This is a genomic window from Microcoleus sp. AT9b-C3, from assembly GCF_036705485.1.
Classification (GTDB): domain Bacteria; phylum Cyanobacteriota; class Cyanobacteriia; order Cyanobacteriales; family Microcoleaceae; genus Microcoleus.
This window is the reverse complement of sequence record NZ_JAUBUR010000041.1, coordinates 34,484-52,157: the sequence shown is the minus strand read 5'-3', so window position 1 is coordinate 52,157 and position 17,674 is coordinate 34,484. Positions and strand designations below refer to the sequence as shown.

The following is a 17,674-nucleotide window of genomic DNA, read 5'->3' as shown; positions in this document are numbered from 1 at the left end:
TGGTTTGTAAGGCAACGATCTATATATATCTTGCCTTACAGATTTTTTTTTGCTCACTTTTTCAGTGCCATTGGACTAAAGTCATCACTAGAAACTAATTTTAGGGCGCTCGTTATTTATAGGATTTCTTTCAAAGTTTTAACCAATATTTGATTTTGTTCCTCCGTACCTACACTAATCCGCAATTTATCTTCTAATCGTGGCTGATTGAAGTATCGAATCAATATTCCCCGTACTTTCAGTGTTTGATAAATTCTTTCTGCATCGCCGTTTGGTGGCCGCACTAACAAAAAGTTGGTTTGCGAGGGCCAAACGTCAAAGCCTAATTCCTTGAAGCTAACGGCTAGTTTTGCTCTGGAAGCCTTAATCTTTTCGGCGTTGGCTATTTTATGGTCTTGATCTGCGATCGCAGCCGCCCCCACTGCATAGGCTAAAGCATCCACATTATAGCTGTCTTTGATTTTATTTAATTCTGCCAGCAGCGCCGGATTTGCTATGGCAAAACCCAGCCTCAATCCTGCTAGGGAATAACCTTTTGAAAGCGTCCTCAAAACTATAACATTACTGTCCTTCTTTGTCAAGTCCAAAGCATTTTCTTCTGCGAAATCTACATAAGCTTCATCGATGACAAGAATGCCCGATAACTCTTTAGCCAGTTTCTCCAAATCTGCCACAGATATGGCCGTTCCCGATGGACTGTTTGGCGAGGCTACAAATGTCACTGCACCTCGGGCTGCGATTAGCAAATCGACTGGTAACTTGTAGTCATCTGGATAAGGAACTTCAACAAATTCTGCATCTTGAATTTCTGCCAAAGTGCGGTACAATACATAGGTAGGCGCGGGACAAACAATCTGTTTCCCGGCTTCGCCCACAGCGCGAACTATCAAGTTTAATAAATCGTCGCTGCCGTTACCTACCAAAATCCAATCGTTAGGAACCCCCAAAACTTTACTAGCCGCGATGCGGAAACTTTTGCCAGTTGGATCTGGATAGCGCCGCAGCATTTCCCCGTCTATTTCCTGAAGCACTTTTAAGGCTTTTGGAGAAGGCGGATAGGGATTTTCATTAGAATTTAGTTTAATAATTTTTGTGCCTAGCGGTGGCTGTTCCCCCGGCACATAGCCCGACATTTCGTGGATGGTTTTGCGAAAGTAATTCATCTATTATCTGCGTTTATCTGCGTTTATCTGCCTTCATCTGCGGTTAAAAATATCATATCAAACAATTAGTGACTATCCGCGTTATACCCAAATCAAGTAACTTGTGCATATCTGCTGGATCGTCCACCGTCCAGGCCACAATGTCAACTCCCTGACTCCGGCTTTCTGGAATTAGTGCGGGGTTTTCCAGCAACACGCGATACAGACTGCTAATCAAATTATCCTGATAGGTCACAGCTTGAGCTAATTGAGTTTTGTATGCTTCTAGATTAGCAACAATGTGTCCGATCGCCAAATCCCCAGATTGCCGCCGCACTTGTTCCAGAAATCCATCGTTAAAGGAAGTAATAACGCATTTGTGTTGGAGCTCTGCGCCCTTCAAAGTATTGACAAAATCCGCGACATCTGCCTCAGACCACTCGCAGTGCGGCTTGACATCAAAGTAAAGAAATTTGTCAACATTTTTAAGGATAGCTAATGATTCTTTTAAGGTAGGAATTTTTTCTTGTGAAAATTCATCGCTAAACCATTTTGCCGCATTAAGTGTCTGCAATTGAGAAAGAGTTTTTTCCCTAACTTTGCCAGAAACTCCAGTGATTCTATCTAATGTTGCGTCGTGAAAAATCACTGGTACGTTGTCGGCGGATAGCTGGATGTCAAATTCGATCGAATGAGCTCCACGGGCGATCGCCAGTTCAAAAGCTGCTAAAGTATTCTCGGGGGCGATCGCCGAAAATCCCCGATGTGCGATAATTTCTACATTCACTGTCTTGTGCCCTCTAAAAAATCTGCCACAGTTTGATTAAAAGTTTCCGGTTCAGTCAAAAAAGACCAGTGATTCCCGGGTAGTTTTGCAACAGTAAGATTTTTCAAGTATCTCTTGTATGGCTGCATTTGCCAATCCATGCGATTTACGCCTTTTTCCGGCTGTACGAACAAAGTCAGTATCTCAATATTTTCAGTTAAACCTGCAACTTTCATCACTTCTGCAAATATCTGATTTCTGGCTGCAATCGCAAATTTACTGCCCCAAGTTCCGTCTGATTTTTGTTCGATTTGGTGTTGGAATACCATTTGCTGCAAGTCACTCCAATCTGCGTATTCTCCCGATTGTTTTGCTGCTGCTTCTGCTTGGGCTAAAGTCGCAAACGGGCCCACACATTTGAGACAGTCTAATTTTCGGTAAACAATTGGCAGGGTGAGTTTCATCGCGGCGGGCATTTTGGTGATGAAGATGGGGTCTACTAAAATCATACTGCAAAAGCGATCGGGATTTTGCCTCGCCCAAATCGCTGCTAGTTTTCCCGTCCAAGAATGTCCTAAAATGTGGGCGTCTGGCCAGTTGAGATGTGCCATCAAAGCTTCTAAATCTGCGATCGCACTTTCAAAAGTATAGCCTGTTTTCGGTTTGCTACTCTCTCCGTGACCGCGCATATCTGGCGCTACAATATGATAGCGGTTGGAGAAATAATTGCCCAAGCTATTCCAGACACACGAACTATCTGCTAAACCGTGTAACAACAGCAAACGCGGAACTTTTTTACCTGTTTCTGGCTTCCATTCTAGGTATGAAAGTTCCATTCCTGGCAGGTGCAAAGTGTTACGACTTGGCATAATTAGGGGTTTTATAGTTGCATAAAGTTGATTTAACTTTTTTATTAACAGACAAAATGCCTGTTCCACAAAAAGTGAATTTTCTTCGACAGTTTTCATTAACAGGCAATATCCCTGTTTCACAAAGAATCAATCTTCTTGTGGGGTGGGGTGGGCTTCTAGCCCGCCCTTCTAACTTAACCTTTGCCCTTCAAACTCAACAAGATAAACTGAGTTTTCTGCGCTTCATCAAAATTGTCATCGCTGACCAAAACTATACTCTGGCTGCCATCTGGCAAGCGCGGGCCGAGGGTCATCCCTTCTAAATTGTACAGCGGAATTCCGAGTTGGCTTAAGTCTAGCAGCAACTTTTTCTTAACAGGTTCGACTGCCACTCGCCCTTTAAAACTCTGGATTCTCGAAGTATCTGTAGCCGCCCCAACTGCTACTTGATAAATCCTAGCGCCGTATCCCGACAGCCCAAAAGAACGTTCTAAACTCAGAATCTGACCGCCACCGACAGTTACTAATTCTGTTAAACCGTTCAAAATAGTCATGGGAAATTGGTCGAGGGTATAAAGATTTTCTGAGACTAATTGCGGCGTTTTATCGACGATAATATAATGTAAAAGACGGAGTTTGCTTGCCTGTTCCGGGTCTAAATCTTGCATTAACGGCGCTTCCGTAGCTGCGAACAAACGAAACGGATCTAGACCGCCCGGACTAAAGGTTTCTGGGTCGATGGTTAAAGATTCAAAACCTAAATTGTCCACCACTCCTTGCTGCTGTTTTTCATCGCTGGTATCGGGAATATAGCGCTTGGGTATCGGCAATTGTCCCCGCAATTTCCCGGTTGTGATGTCAAATTCACCGAGAAAAGGAGGGATGCCAACATGAGTAACACCCTCGCTGGCGACAAATACTGATTTGCGAGGAGAAAGGGCGATGCCTTCGGGATTGATGGAACCCCAAGAGAAGGTTTCACCGTCTGCTTTTTTGAGGGATGTAACGCCTTCAACGGTAACTTTTTTTAGGCGAATATTTGCTGGATCGCTTGATGTGAGGTCGAGTCTGAGACTGTAAAATCTCGCTTCTCCGTTTTCGCTGGGGTCGTCGGAAAGAGCGTAAAAGCGGTAAGCTTTGGAAGTGACTGCGCTAATACCTTTGGGGTCGTAGGTAATTCCTGACAAACCGCCGACTGGTACTCCTTCAAAATTGATTTTTGGCAATTCGTACTCGCCCAAAAATTCTAGAGACATTTCTGGAAAAGAGCGGTCCTTTGCAACTGCGGGAGGGGGGGCGCAAGCTGTGCAAACAGTTAACAGAATTAGGGCTAGACTGAATAAGCGTAAAATACGTTGGCGAAGCCCGCCCCTACGGGGGCTACGCCAACGAAGAGGATCGCCCAGCGTCTTTAAATCCCCATAATTGCTCAGTGCGGTAATTTTTATTGTGTTGCTCTTGTTGAACAGTTTGCTTTTGTGCCATCTTTGTGACATAATTTATACCGTTTTGTAGATATGCAAAACTTGATGTTTCGAGAAGGAATGCCGAATCGCGGCAACCAAATTTTAAGAATGAGAAGTTCTGTACCAATTGGGTGCTTGCTTTTCTTGTGGCTGTGTGCTGGTTCTATTGCTAGCGCCCAAACTAATCCACCAGGCCTCGATCAATTTTCTCCTAATCCTCTAGAAATTACCACACCCGATCCCCTAGCTCCCGCTAACGAATCTTTGAGCAGCACTCAGCGGGACGAACTGACAGCGGCTTTGGAGCAGTTAAACTTAGAAGCAGCCGCTAAAATGGAAGCTGGAGATGGGGCTGGTGCTTTTGAAATTTGGTTCCGAGAATTACGGCTGCGGAGGTATCTAGGGCCGGCGGCGGAAATTGCTGCTTTGAGTCGGGTGGGAAGTGTTGCTTGGAGTAACGGTAAAAACCTCGAACTACAGCTTATTACCAAACGGTTGCAAGCAATTCAAAAAGAAGTCAAGTCCCAAGTACCACTTAATACTGAGCTGCTCCCTGCCTTCGCTGCTGCTTTTCAGCAGGTGCGCGCTAAAGGCCCAACTGTAGAAGTTTACCAACAAATTCTCGAAAATGCGCGCCAAAACCAAGATATATTGGCTGAAGGTCAGATATTGAAGGCGATCGCGCTAATTCACGTCAATTGGTTGAGTTACGATAAAGCTGCTCCCGTCTATGAGGAATTGGCAACTTTAATTCAGGAAAACCGCGATTTATTTGCTGCTAATTCTGCTGTTCCAACTTCTGCTGTAGTTGCGGGAAACGGCGCGCCACCGCAGCCTGTAACTCCTCCAACTGAGGTAGATACTCTCAGACAGTTGGCTTACGTTTACCAGCAGTCGAAACAACCCCTAAAGGCGATCGCAGCCAGGGAAAAACTAGCATCGGTGTATGTCAACCTGCAAAATCCCAGTGCTATACCACCGCTCAAAATTGCGATCGCCAGCGATTATCAAACCATAGGCCAAATCAATTTAGCAGCTCAATACTATCAGGAAGCATACAATTTAGCCGTCCCCATTCAACAGTATGCCCAAGCTAGCGAAGCTTTGGATAAATTAGCATTGCTTTATCGAGCGCAAAAGCAATGGGAGCAGACTTTGCGGATTTATCAAATGCAGTTGCTGTTAGAAGAGCGGGCTTACAATTTCTACGGATTGATGACCACTTACGACAATATCGGTCAAGTTTATCAGGAGATGAAGGCTTACGATAAAGCTTTGGAATCCTATCAAAAAGGGTTGGACGTGGCTAAAAAATTGGGACACAGACAAGAGTATTTTGCTAAGAAAATTCAAAAAGTTAACAAGCAATTGCAAAGGACTTCGTAGTTGTCAATCGACAATAAGGCCAATTTGCGATGTCAGTAGTTTAAATGTAGTAAGGTGCGCAATGCGCACCCTACGAAAATACTTGGGACTGGTAAATTTCTCGCGATATAGAATAATACACTACATCTGTTTCGTAGTAATGAGCATTTTTTTCATATTTCATGCCAACTTTCTGTATCACCCGCTGAGAGGCGATATTTTCTGGGCGGGCGATCGCAACTATCCTGTCTAACTTTAATGTTTCAAATCCATAATTTAGACTAGCAAAAGATGCTTCTGTCGCCAATCCTTGATTCCAATAAACTTTGTCGAGGGTATAGCCCAGCTCAACTTCCGGTGTCCGATCCAGAAAAGCCAGTCCGCAGCGGCCAATCATTTTACGGTCTATTTTATGTACTAAAGCCCACATTCCAAAGTGGTTTTCTTCCCAAAGTTTGAGCATGGTATGAATGGCGCTTTCTGTTTCTTCTCTAGTTTTAACTCCTCTCAAGTATTTCATTATTTCTGCATCACTGTAAATACGGTAAAGTTCATCTAAGTCGTCTGGTGTAAATTGTCTCATATACAATCGGGCTGTCTCTATTTCTTGCATGATTAATATAATTAATATCACTAAATTATGATACCAGTTTTGATAAGTCTTGCTACAAACATTTTGGTTGGATTTCCTTTCTCAACTCAACTCAACTCAACTACTTTAGACTGGTAGATTTTTCGCGAGATTGAATAATATACTCGATCGAAATCGTCCAAGCTATGCTGGTATCTCATCCCCACTTTTTCCATTACCCGCCGCGATGATCTGTTTTCGGTATGGGCAACAGCTAAAATTTTTTCTAGTTTCAATACTTCAAATCCATACTTGATGCTGGCCGCTGCAACTTCCGATGCTAAACCTTTTCCCCAATACGCTTTTGCTAACACGTAACCGACTTCTATTTCAGGTATTTTGCCTAAGAAGCGAAGCCCCCCGTCCCCGATCAATTGGTTATTTTCTTTATTGACAACAGCCCACAAACCGAAACCATGTTTTTCCCAGTCTGCTATTATCCCCAATAAATCTGCTGCTGTTTCTTCTCTATTTCTGACGCCTTCGCTCAGATACTTCATCACTTCCCGCTCGCTGTAGATGCGGTACAGCTCATCTAAGTAGTCTGGCGTAAATTGTCTCAGATACAATCGGGCTGTCTCTATCTCTTGCATGAAAAATATAACTTCTACCAGTAGATTATAATACCAGTTTTGTCGGCCTACAAACATTTGGGTTGGGTTTAGTTCCTCCACCCAACCTGCTGTTACAAGAAAACAGTCTTTGTGAAAAAGGCATCTTGCCTGTTACTGATAGTAGCGCCAAATATTCATTTTATTTGTTACAATTATTAACTAGATATTTTGTACACTTTTTGCCATCAATGACAATTTCCTCACCAGTAGCAGATACCAAAAACAAATCCGGCCAGGAAACAGACTGGCGGTTATTCATGAGGTTGGCATCTTACGCAACCCGCAGCAAACGCTTGCTGATTATTTCGATCGCACTATTAGTACCGCTAGCAGTCTCAGGAGCCATTCAACCCATTCTCATCGGACAGGCAATTTCGGTAATTCGCTCGGAACCTACCTACGAATTCTTGCGGGGAGTGCCTCTATCTGCTGCATTGAATATTTTGGCTATTTTGCTGATGCTAACTATAACACTTAGATTAGCACTGCAATCAGTTCAAGGCTATTTAGTCACGAAAGTAGGGCAAATAATTACTACAGATATTAGAAATGATTTGTTCGTCCACGTCACATCGCTAGCAGTGAGATTTTTCGATCGCACTCCTGTCGGTAAATTGATGACTCGCCTCACCAGCGATGTAGAAGCTTTGGGAGAGGTTTTTTCTTCAGGGGCGATCGGCATTGTCAGCGATCTCTTTTCAATTTTAGTAATTGCCATTTTCATGTTTACCATGCAGTGGCAACTAGCTTTAATGTTGGTGCTGATGATGATACCAATTACCGCAGTCATAATTTATTTCCAGTACCAATATCGCATAGCCAATTACAATACCAGAGAAGAACTTTCCGAACTCAACGCCCAACTGCAAGAAAACCTGACTGGTATTGGCGTAGTGCAGCTATTCCGCCGCGAAAGCTTCAATTCACAATTGTTTCGTGTCACCAATAAACGCTACATTAAAGCAGTTGACAAAACTATTTTTTACGACTCAGCCGTATCTGCAACATTAGAATGGATTGCTTTAGTAGCAATTGCAGGGGTTTTGTGGATGGGTGGTCAAAGGGTTTTAGCCGGTAATCTTAACTTCGGTACTCTCTCGGCATTTATTTTATTCGCTCAGCGTCTCTTCGATCCGCTGCGGCAATTTGCTGAGAAATTTACTGCAATTCAAGCAGGCTTTACCGCCGTCGAACGGATTAGCGATATTCTCAACGAACCGATCGAAATTAAAGATCCAACTAGCGGCAAGAAGGAAGGGCACAACACGGATTTTGACACGGATACACGGATGTTTGAAGGGAGAGGGAAGAGGGAAGAAGGAAGAGGGAAGAGGGAAGAAGGAAAAAGGGCAGTTTATTCACCGTTGTTGATAACTGGACATCCAGAGGCAACTGCTTACAACTTGTCTCCGTTCGATCGAGGATTGGCAGATAATCATCAAAATCTAGCAAGTTCAGAATATCGTTTATTGCCTAACAATCCCCAATCACCCCCCGCCAACCCCACCAAGCTTCGGGGGGGAGAAAATGCCAAATCGCAGAATTCTGAATCGGGAGAAATCCAATTTGACAACGTGTGGTTTGCTTACAAACAAGACGAATATGTCCTGCAAAACCTCAATTTCACCATCAAATCCGGCGAAAAAGTAGCATTAGTTGGCCCCACCGGTGCGGGCAAAAGTTCGATTATCCGTCTCCTGTGCCGCCTTTACGAACCTAGCCGAGGACGGATTCTGGTTAATCATGTCGATATTCGGGATTTGCCTCAAGCAGAGTTACGCAGGCACATAGGCGTAATTATCCAAGATGGCTTTCTATTTGCGGGTGACGTGAAGAGCAATATCAGCCTGGGAGAAAGTTATTCGATTGAGGAAATTCAAGCAGCAGCAGAAAAGACAAATGTTGCCCGGTTAATCGAACAGTTGCCTCAAGGTTATGATACGCAATTGCGGGAACGGGGAACCAATCTTTCGGGGGGACAAAAGCAATTATTAGCGTTTGCTCGCGCCGCTATTCGCAATCCCAGTATTTTAGTTCTAGACGAGGCAACTGCTAGTTTGGATGTGGGGACGGAAGCTTTAATTCAAGAAGCTCTAGAGCGTGTGATGGCGGACAGAACGGCGATAATTATTGCCCACAGGCTCTCGACTATCCGAAATGTCGATCGTATTTTAGTGCTCAAACGCGGGCAGTTAGTAGAGTCGGGTAGCCACGAAGAGTTGTTGCAGCTAGAAGGTTTGTATGCCAGTTTGTACAAGTTGCAAATGCTGGGAAGTTAATACCTGAAGGAAGGCACGACACGGATTTTGACACGGATACACGGATGAATTATCGATAAGAGGGTAAAATTCTCGGAATACCCAGATACCCGACTTCTTCAAGAAGTCGGGTATCTAAAAGAATCTAAAATCTAAAATCTAAAATCTAAAATCGGATCATTTGCCTGAAATCATTTTCCCCAGGGTTTCCGGCAAGTGAATTGTATGTTGGAAAAGCTGATTGGGGCCAATGCCAAATAATAACTGCATCGTCAGCACAATTGCTGCTAAACCAATCGCTGTCCCGATGCTGGCTTTCAACACTTTAAACGCCCAATTAAAGACTAGCCAAGATACAAGTAACGAAGCAATTAAGATAATTAGTTCTATTGGCATATAACATTTTTAACTCTATTTAAACTCTACATAACTTACGCAGCAATACCAAAGAAACCGGGTTCTTTATCTATGTTAAAGGTTCAAATGCAGTATTTCGGTAAAAACCCGGTTTCTGCGTCCAAGACTACTCTACTTATTACTTTAAGCAATACTGCCGCGCTTCCGTGTTTCTTTATAAGAAATTCCAACATTTTTTAAGCCGGCTTTAATCATTTGCTGCTCTAACAAAGCGAAAAAGCGACTTCGATCGCCCCCCGTGACTACCGCTTGATTGTGAGCTTCTGCTAGCGTCACCGGATACCCGCCGCCTTTGTGTACTTGAGCCAGCATCATTCCTAATGCTAAATCTAGCTGTGCTGTATCTTGTGCTACCCATTCCGGCACTTCTATTCTAGCAATTTCTGTGCCAACGTGAACGTAACAGAAATAAACTGAATTGAGGCCGTACAAATCTAAAATTCGAGCTTGAGATTTCCACAAAGGACTCCTTTGTCCGGGGGACAGGATTGTTGCCCACAATATGGCATCCCGCAAAGGTTCAAATTCTTGACACGGTGCTTTTTCGGCGAAAGAAATTGTCGCGGCAAATCCAACGTTCGGACAATTCGTCATGCAGTCTGGTACTTCGTGAGTGCAAGCTTCAAACCGTAAAAAAGATAAGCTTTCGCTGCTGCGAGAAGCGCTTAAGTATCCTAACAGCGGAATTCCTGCTAAACGCAACTTGTCCCAAGATTCTAAAATTGGCAGCAAAATTTGATCGCGCGCATCGGTGGGTAACTGTTCCAAAAACCAATAAATCAGGGAACCGTCTACCATTGCTAAAGCTGGCGCGGGCAATTTATTGTCGTTAACTTTTGCCCAATTGCAGCCCATTTCTGCTAAGGCAATTGCTTCGGAAACTGCGCGCCGGTATCCCATCCATTCTTCGGTTCTGATTCCCCACTGACGGGAACCGTACAAGTCTTCGGGTTTGTAGAAAACTTCGGGTACGCTGTCTAAAACTGGGTGGCGGCTTTGCCCGTAGTGCAGCATGACTGTGCCGACGTTTAGCAGGTAGCAGTAGGCTATTTCGTGATGGTTGGGGGAAATTTGCGATCCGTCTGTGGCAAAGACTGTGTGGGCGGCGGGGGGTGCGGTGATGTAGGTGCGATCGTCTAAGGGCTCGATCGGCGTGGCAGCATTGAATAAAGTGCGATCGCGCCAATTCTCTTGCAATTCCACCAATTTTTCCTGTTCCGCTGCGGCCTTTACCAGCAAATTCTGAGCCACTTCCAAACGCTGGCGAGCCGCAGCCGCTTCCACATTCAAATGTTGGCTCATTCCCTGCATTGCCTTGGCTGCTTTAGTTAAATCGAGCATTGGTTTTAAGTCTCAATATTAGAAAGCTTTCAAGCTGAGAAATTATCAAAACACTTTTCAAATTTTGGGTTCCGAAGCTGGTTTTTTTGTCATACACGCGGTTTGATAAACTAAAATACTTCGTAGCAGCCCGCAGAAATAGTAAAAAAACCCGGTTTTTGAGGTCAAGAGTACCTGCAATAGTCTAAAAAAAACACATTTTTTTTTTTCGATCGCCTTGCTTTTTTGAGGAATTTCTGTTATATTTATCTTATAATGGGATGGTGGCAAAAATATTATTTTTGCCACCATCCCATTATATTAAAATACCATGTCAACGCCACAAAAGTCAACAAAAAAAATGTAAAATTTTGTGATTTTTTTTGACTCTGAAAAGCGAAAAAAAATCCCACCTGTCAACAAACCTAACATCAACAGTCGATCGGCAGCCAATCTGCAAAATCTCCGGCAAACTGCGACAGAGAAAGCAATTGAACTGGTGGATTTTGAGCCACAGATTCCCGTTCAGCCAAAGTATTGTAACCCCAATCAGCCAAAAATAACCTCACCTGAGATAAATCCGGCTGCTGCTTCACCGACAGCAAAGTTTTTAACCTGTCTTCCACAAACCAAATAGTCGAATCTTTGCCAGACGCTGCCAAAAATTCCCGCAAAATTTGGTGTTTCGGCTTGTTGTATTCCTTGCCAAAAATTAACTCCGACGGCATTTGTACGCCCGCTAGCTGCAAAAGTTCCCGCACAAAACGGCCTTCCTTTGTAGTGACGATCGCCACTTTCACCGAACTATCCTGCAACGAGTGCAGGCGATCGGCAATCCCTGGATAAAAGCGGTGCAAAGACAGCCACCCAGCTAAATCCTCAGCAATCCAATTATCGCGCAATCCGTCTAACATAGCACCGACAGACTGCGCTTTTAAATTATTTTCTGTCAACAAATGCGGTACAATATCTGGCCACTCTAGCAAAATTTGCTCTGGGGAAATTCCGGTCAGTAGTGCGCGGATCAGCAGCGGCATTTCCCAACCGGTTTCGATGGCGGGCCGCACTCGGTAAAAACTCAAAGCTAAATCTGGATCTGGTACTGTTTCGACTGGTTTCCAGATTTGACAGTAGGTACGCCAAGCTGTTTGGAAATATTCGATTAGTCCGTCACAAATCACACCGTCAAAATCAAGAGCTAGAATTGTCGGAAAGTTATTAGCCATCAATTGATTTTAGATTTTAGATTTTAGATTTTGGATTGAAGAATTGAAGAATTTGAGAATTGAACAAAGCGATATCACTGATGAATCCGGAGACTGGTTATCGGATATTATTTTTTGGTTGTGCCAGGATAAAGACGGGGACTTGTACCCTGGCTGCTTTCGGTCACTGGATTGAATAATTGAAGAATTGACTGTGCAAACACTCAGCAATGATTGGAGAACAATCGTTATTAAAAAGACTGAACTAGCGGTTGAGCGGCAATCGATTCTAGTCCTTGGGACTGCAACAATTGCGTCCACTCGGTCGTCAGCCGCGCATCATTGGGTGCGAGGCGCCGCATTTCGGCTAGAGTAGCAATAGTCTCGTACCAAATCCCATTTTTAGCATAAGCAATCACCTTAGCCATAGGGTCGGGATTTGCCAAATCCTTCTTGAGATTTGCCTGGGGTTCAATTCGCTGCATCCATCCTTTAACAATATAATCTCCAGAACGCTCCAGAGGATCGCAGGCTAGTGCAAACGACCACACATATCGCTTACCAACCTCAATATTTTTTGTCTGGTCTTTCTCAGAAAGCCTAACTCCAAAAATTCCGGCTTTGTCATTTTTGATAGTAGTTTCGTAGACTACTTCTGATTCATCTTCGTTTAGCAAAACAAACTCTACTTGAGCTGCGGGTTGAGAAATATATACAAAAAATGTTGGCGATTCTGTTAGCGTTAAACCAATATTGCTTTCAGGTATTAAGGGAGTAATGAATAAACCATCCCCTAACTTACAGCCTCGATGCGTCCCCCCTTGCCGGTTGTCGGGGGCTGTTACATCTGGGGGTGTGAAATTAACATTCTGACTCAGCAGAATGGGTGCAGGCACAGCCTGCATCGGTGTAAGCAAACTGGGGAGAGTAACGGCGATCGCCAATACAGTCATCGCCAGTGCAGTAAAATGTATAAAACGTTTCATTTTTCCACCCACTTGTAGAAATATTTATAGATTGCATATCTAAATGTTAACCCGGAGTTTTACCTCCGGGCGCGATCGAGTAAATGGGTCAATTTTCACATCCCCATCGGCAGACCGACAAAATTTTCAGAAATAGCGAGATTTAAAGAGGCGCAACCAGTGGTTGAGCTGCAACAGATTCCAGTCCTTGGGACTGCAATAATTGCGTCCACTTGGCTGTCAGCTTCACATCCCCCGGTGTCTGACGCCGCATTTGGGCTAAAGTAGCGAGAGTTTCGTACCAAATCCCATTTTGAGCATAAACGTTGAGCCTAGTCATCGGGTCGGGATTTGCCAAATCGCTCTTGAGAGTTGCCTGCGGTTCAATTCGCTGCACGAAACCTTTAACAACTAAATCCGCAGCTCGGTCTTCGGGGTCGCAAACGAGCGAAAATGACCACACATATCGCTTACCAACTTCAAGGGATTTGTTGTTGTCCACGGTAGCAGGAATGGTAACTCCAACAATCCCGGATTTGTCAACTTTAAAGGTTTTTTCGTAGACCACTTTGTCCTCCTTTTCGTTGAGTACAGTAAACTCTATTTCGGGCGAGGTGTTAGGAATATAGACAAAAATTGTGGGAGAATCTGTTAGGGTTAAACCGATATTAGTTGGAGGCACTAAAGGAGTAATAGATAAACCCGCTGGACAAAGCTTGTTGCCGCGATGTGTCCCTCCTTGTCGGTTGGGGGGGGCTGTTACGTCGGGAGGCTTGAAATTAACATTTTGACTCAGCAGAAGCGGCTGGGATTGTGCGCGCATCGGTGCAAGTGAACTGGGTACAGTAGCTGCGATCGCAGATACGGCGACCGCAAGTGTAGCCCGATGTAGAAAACGTTTCATTTTGTTGTACCTTTCACTATAATTGCAAACACAGGCATTCGCTGATGGCGACAAATATTTTTGAGATGCTAGTCGAGGGCGCAGATACACAATTTATACCTTGACATATCATCAATAACATTTATTAATTCGAGTGGCAAGGGGATTCTCTGTCGGAAAAATCAGGCTGCCTAAATCGCAAGTATCATTAGATACAGTTACTCGCCACGTACTGTAAATTTTTGTAACAAAGCGGTCGGAGTTTCCGAGTGTTCTAAGATGGAGGAAGTCTCCAGCAGGGGGGAAAGGTGAAACAACTGCTGTTCCAGAAACGAGTCAAACTTTTATGCTGGGATAGTAAGCAACCCCGGTCTAAAGACACGGGGCTTCAGCAAACAAACTGAAGCCGTGCTTACCAGCCTAAGTTTTAATTAACTCCGTTTCGGGGGTTACGACACCAGTGGATGCGTAGCTAGTCTCCTGCTCTGTCGTTTGCAGTTAAACAGTTTTAAGGTAACAGGAACAGTGCTGCAAACCTAACAAGCCCTCAACACTTTGGCGAAGCTAACATTACGAGAAATCGAAGAGACACAACAATGTCTATCCTAAAACCCAACTACGTCTTTGTTCTAGATACCAAACACAAACCACTAACACCATGCAAACCATCATTAGCACGTAAACTGTTAAAGGTTGGTAAAGCTAAAGTTTTCAGGCTGTACCCTTTCACAATAATTTTGAGGAAGGAGGTAGCTGACGATCCGCCAGCCATGATCTTAAAAATTGACCCCGGTTCAAAAGTTACTGGATTAGCTATAATTTTAGGTTCTGATCTAATTTGGGTAGCCCAATTAACCCATCGCGGTCAAGCAATTAAGGCATCGCTAGATTCACGTCGTTCCCTACGGCGCGGTCGCAGAAGTCGGCACACAAGGTATCGTCAAACGAGATTTCTAAACCGGACACGTCCCAAAGGTTGGTTGGCTCCTAGCCTTCGACACCGTGTAGAAACAACCTTAACTTGGGCCAACAAACTATCAAGACTTGCACCAATCAGAACAATCTTTCAAGAATTAGTCAGATTCGATCTACAGCAGATACAAAGTCCAGAAATCTCAGGGGTCGAGTACCAGCAGGTTGTATTAGCTGGTTACGAAGTCCGTGAGTATCTGCTCAATAAATGGGACAGGCGATGTGCTTACTGTGGCGGAGAAAATGTACCGCTACAGGTCGAGCATATTCAGCCTAGGGCGTCGGGTGGAACTAACAGGGTATCTAATTTGTGTTTAGCTTGTGAGCCTTGCAATACCCAGAAAGGTACTCAGGATATCAAGATATTCCTAGCAAAAAAGCCTGATGTTTTGAGGAAAATCTTGCCACAAGCCAAGCGCCCATTAAAAGATGCCTCTGCTGTCAACTCAACCCGATGGGCTTTGTTTAATCGCCTAGAAGAAACAGGTAAAGTGATTGCCACGGGTTCTGGTGGGTTAACCAAATTCAACCGCATACGGTTGGAATTACCAAAAACCCACTTCTTTGATGCTGCTTGCGTTGGTGATACGCCCTCTATTTCTGTACTAGCAAATCAGCCCCTAAACTTCAAAGCGACGGGGCATGGTTCAAGGCAGATGTGTCGCACAGATAAGTTTGGGCTTCCTTCTCGGTATGTTCCTAGATTCAAGTTCGTCAAAGGTTTCCAGACAGGCGACATTGTAAAAGCCGTTGTTACTTCGGGCAAGAAGGTTGGAACTTATACAGGTAGGGTCGCTGTTCGCTCATCTGGTAGTTTTAATGTGTCAGCAGTCCAGGGATTAATTCAAGGAATCAATCACAAATATTGTTTTTCTATTCATCAAAAAGATGGGTATAACTATGGATTTTAAGAGTATTGAGGGGACACGCTTGGTACCCCGTGTCCCTTTTCCTCCCAGGGCTAAAGCCACGCTCGTTTCCAATCTCCCGTGAGTTTTCTATGAGTAAAATATCTAATAAAATTCGATCGGCAGTGGCTCAATTGAGTCAAATGTATAAACCATCACTAGCATTGGCTAAGTCTGTATTAATTGCCAGCGCGGCAGTAACATTATCCTTGATGGGAGCCCGACAGCTAGGAATACTCGAACCATTAGAATTAAGCGCTTACGACCAAATGGTGAGGTGGCGTCCCGATGAACAGCCAGACCCGCGTTTGCTAGTTGTGGGGATTACCGAAGCAGACATTCAGAAACTGCAACAGTGGCCGATATCCGATCGCAAAATAGCTGAAATCTTACAAAAACTTGACAAAATGCAGCCGGCAGTCATCGGTTTAGATGTACTGCGAGACGTACCTTTAGGAGACGGGCGGGAGGAATTAACCAAAATTTTACAAAAAAGCGATCGCATTATCGGGGTATGTTTAGTCACCGACGGCAGCCCGGATAATCCCGGTTCTCCGCCGGCGCCGGGGCTGCCACAAAACCGGGTGGGATTTGCAGATTTCGGAGTCGATGCCGGTGGCATACTCCGCAAGGCTTTATTATTTATGAAACCGCCGACAATTGAGGGCAACTCCTCGGGCCAAAAACATCTTTGCAATGACAATTCTCAAGTTTTAGCTTCCTTCAACCTCCAGCTAGCACTCCGCTACCTGCAAGGGCAAAAAATTTATCCCCACCTGGCACCCGATCAATCTTTATGGCTGGGAAAAACCCAATTAAAACAACTAGCAAGCAATGACGGAGGATACACAAATACCGAGGTTAGGGGATATCAAATATTAATTAACTATCGTTCCAGGCGACAAGTTGCCAACCAAGTCAGAATTACGGATGTTTTAGAAGGGAAAGTTGACCCTAATTTAGTTAAAGATAAAATAGTGCTCATCGGTTACACCACAGAAACCGTTAAAGATTTATTTTATACTCCTTACAGTGGGCGACAGAAAAGCAACCAATTCATGCCGGGGATCGTGGCACACGCACAAGTAGTCAGCCAAATTTTGAGTGCAGTTTTAGACAACAGACCGATGTTATGGTTTTGGCCGGAATGGGCAGAAATCCTGTGGATTTCGGGATGGTCAATTGTCGGAGGAACCTTGGCATCGCGGATGGCTCACCCAGCGAAGTTGACGGTGACATTCGCGGCAATGCTGTCCGGGTGCTGCGCGATCGGCTTTGGGATTTTTCTGTTGGGAGGGTGGGTGCCTGTGGCAGCGCCAGCCTTAGCATTAATCTTAACTGGCGGTAGCATTGTATCAGCAGAGAGATTTAATAAAGCCGGATACGGGAAAGCAATTAGCGATCGAGTAAAACAAGTTTTCAAAATCGAAATAGACCAAGCCAAAAAAGAACAGCAAGTCGCAGAAATCACAGAATCTGATTTCTTTAAAGAATTGCAGCAAAAGAAAGATAAACTCAGGATTAGCAAACAAGAAACCTCTGAAAAAACACCTTCCGAACCCCAAGAAATAACAGCAAGTACTCCAGACCTTCCCAAGGCCGAAAGTCAGACAGACGAATACCTAGCTCAGTTGCAGGAAAAAGCCAAACAGCAGAAGCAGCGCGCCGCCGTGACTGAATCGGAAAGCGGCTCTCCAACGGGTGCGATCGATGCCGGCGGCAGTGCTAGTTCAGCCGAAACTAAACCTGATGACGAGTTCAGCGATTTGCAAACCAAAGCCAAACAGATGCGGCAGCGCAGGGGCGCCCAAAAGATGATAAAAGATGAAAAAATTGATAGTTTAACAGATAAGGAGGATTTGGGGGGCAAGGAAGAATGATAGACAACTCGACTGCATCATTGAGAATTGC

General features: G+C 44.4%; 15 protein-coding genes. 4 read left to right on the top strand and 11 right to left on the bottom strand.

Annotated features, from left to right (window positions below):
- Nucleotides 1–116: 116 nt before the first annotated feature.
- The 4 genes from hisC to QUB77_RS26755 form a co-directional block, all read right to left on the bottom strand.
- Nucleotides 117–1,163, bottom strand: coding sequence for a histidinol-phosphate transaminase (gene hisC / locus QUB77_RS26770; protein ID WP_333179269.1), 1,047 nt, complete (start codon nt 1,161–1,163; stop codon nt 117–119).
- Between the two features lie 52 nt (nt 1,164–1,215).
- Nucleotides 1,216–1,929 (bottom strand): glycerophosphodiester phosphodiesterase family protein, encoded by a 714-nt coding sequence (locus QUB77_RS26765; protein WP_333179266.1) that lies wholly within the window; start codon nt 1,927–1,929, stop codon nt 1,216–1,218.
- Nucleotides 1,926–2,777 carry an alpha/beta hydrolase gene (locus QUB77_RS26760; protein ID WP_333179274.1) on the bottom strand — a complete coding sequence of 284 codons (852 nt, stop codon included), beginning with the start codon at nt 2,775–2,777 and terminating at the stop codon, nt 1,926–1,928. Before QUB77_RS26760 ends, QUB77_RS26765 begins: the two co-directional genes overlap by 4 nt.
- 176 nt (nt 2,778–2,953) lie before the next feature.
- On the bottom strand, nt 2,954–4,015 hold the full coding sequence (locus tag QUB77_RS26755; RefSeq protein WP_333179263.1) for an esterase-like activity of phytase family protein: 1,062 nt from the start codon (nt 4,013–4,015) through the stop codon (nt 2,954–2,956).
- Between the two features lie 261 nt (nt 4,016–4,276).
- On the opposite strand from QUB77_RS26755, the gene QUB77_RS26750 reads away from it, so the two are divergent.
- On the top strand, nt 4,277–5,611 hold the full coding sequence (locus QUB77_RS26750) for a tetratricopeptide repeat protein (RefSeq protein WP_333179260.1): 1,335 nt from the start codon (nt 4,277–4,279) through the stop codon (nt 5,609–5,611).
- A gap of 70 nt (nt 5,612–5,681) precedes the next feature.
- On the opposite strand, the gene QUB77_RS26745 is transcribed toward QUB77_RS26750, so the two are convergent.
- Nucleotides 5,682–6,173, bottom strand: a complete 492-nt coding sequence (locus QUB77_RS26745) for a GNAT family N-acetyltransferase (RefSeq protein WP_333179257.1) — start codon at nt 6,171–6,173, stop codon at nt 5,682–5,684.
- A gap of 116 nt (nt 6,174–6,289) precedes the next feature.
- A complete protein-coding gene (locus QUB77_RS26740) occupies nt 6,290–6,895 on the bottom strand; it encodes a GNAT family N-acetyltransferase (protein ID WP_333179254.1) in 606 nt (201 codons plus the stop codon).
- A gap of 128 nt (nt 6,896–7,023) precedes the next feature.
- Between QUB77_RS26740 and QUB77_RS26735 the strand changes: the two genes are divergently transcribed.
- Nucleotides 7,024–9,114, top strand: coding sequence for an ABC transporter ATP-binding protein (locus tag QUB77_RS26735; RefSeq protein ID WP_333179251.1), 2,091 nt, complete (start codon nt 7,024–7,026; stop codon nt 9,112–9,114).
- Between the two features lie 156 nt (nt 9,115–9,270).
- Here QUB77_RS26735 and QUB77_RS26730 read toward each other — a convergent pair whose 3' ends face one another.
- From QUB77_RS26730 to QUB77_RS26710, 5 genes are all read right to left on the bottom strand, one after another.
- Nucleotides 9,271–9,489: a hypothetical protein gene (locus QUB77_RS26730; RefSeq protein ID WP_333179249.1), complete on the bottom strand. Its 219-nt coding sequence runs from the start codon at nt 9,487–9,489 to the stop codon at nt 9,271–9,273.
- A 144-nt stretch (nt 9,490–9,633) separates the two neighbouring features.
- Nucleotides 9,634–10,851 carry a DNA double-strand break repair nuclease NurA gene (locus QUB77_RS26725; RefSeq protein ID WP_333179247.1) on the bottom strand — a complete coding sequence of 406 codons (1,218 nt, stop codon included), beginning with the start codon at nt 10,849–10,851 and terminating at the stop codon, nt 9,634–9,636.
- Between the two features lie 410 nt (nt 10,852–11,261).
- Nucleotides 11,262–12,056, bottom strand: a complete 795-nt coding sequence (locus tag QUB77_RS26720; protein ID WP_333179244.1) for an HAD family hydrolase — start codon at nt 12,054–12,056, stop codon at nt 11,262–11,264.
- A gap of 230 nt (nt 12,057–12,286) precedes the next feature.
- Nucleotides 12,287–13,021: a DUF928 domain-containing protein gene (locus QUB77_RS26715; protein WP_333179242.1), complete on the bottom strand. Its 735-nt coding sequence runs from the start codon at nt 13,019–13,021 to the stop codon at nt 12,287–12,289.
- 142 nt (nt 13,022–13,163) lie between these two features.
- Nucleotides 13,164–13,904: a DUF928 domain-containing protein gene (locus tag QUB77_RS26710; protein ID WP_333179240.1), complete on the bottom strand. Its 741-nt coding sequence runs from the start codon at nt 13,902–13,904 to the stop codon at nt 13,164–13,166.
- Between the two features lie 575 nt (nt 13,905–14,479).
- Between QUB77_RS26710 and iscB the strand changes: the two genes are divergently transcribed.
- Nucleotides 14,480–15,766: an RNA-guided endonuclease IscB gene (gene iscB, locus QUB77_RS26705; RefSeq protein ID WP_333179237.1), complete on the top strand. Its 1,287-nt coding sequence runs from the start codon at nt 14,480–14,482 to the stop codon at nt 15,764–15,766.
- 89 nt (nt 15,767–15,855) lie between these two features.
- Nucleotides 15,856–17,643 carry a CHASE2 domain-containing protein gene (locus QUB77_RS26700; RefSeq protein ID WP_333179234.1) on the top strand — a complete coding sequence of 596 codons (1,788 nt, stop codon included), beginning with the start codon at nt 15,856–15,858 and terminating at the stop codon, nt 17,641–17,643.
- Nucleotides 17,644–17,674: the final 31 nt, after the last annotated feature.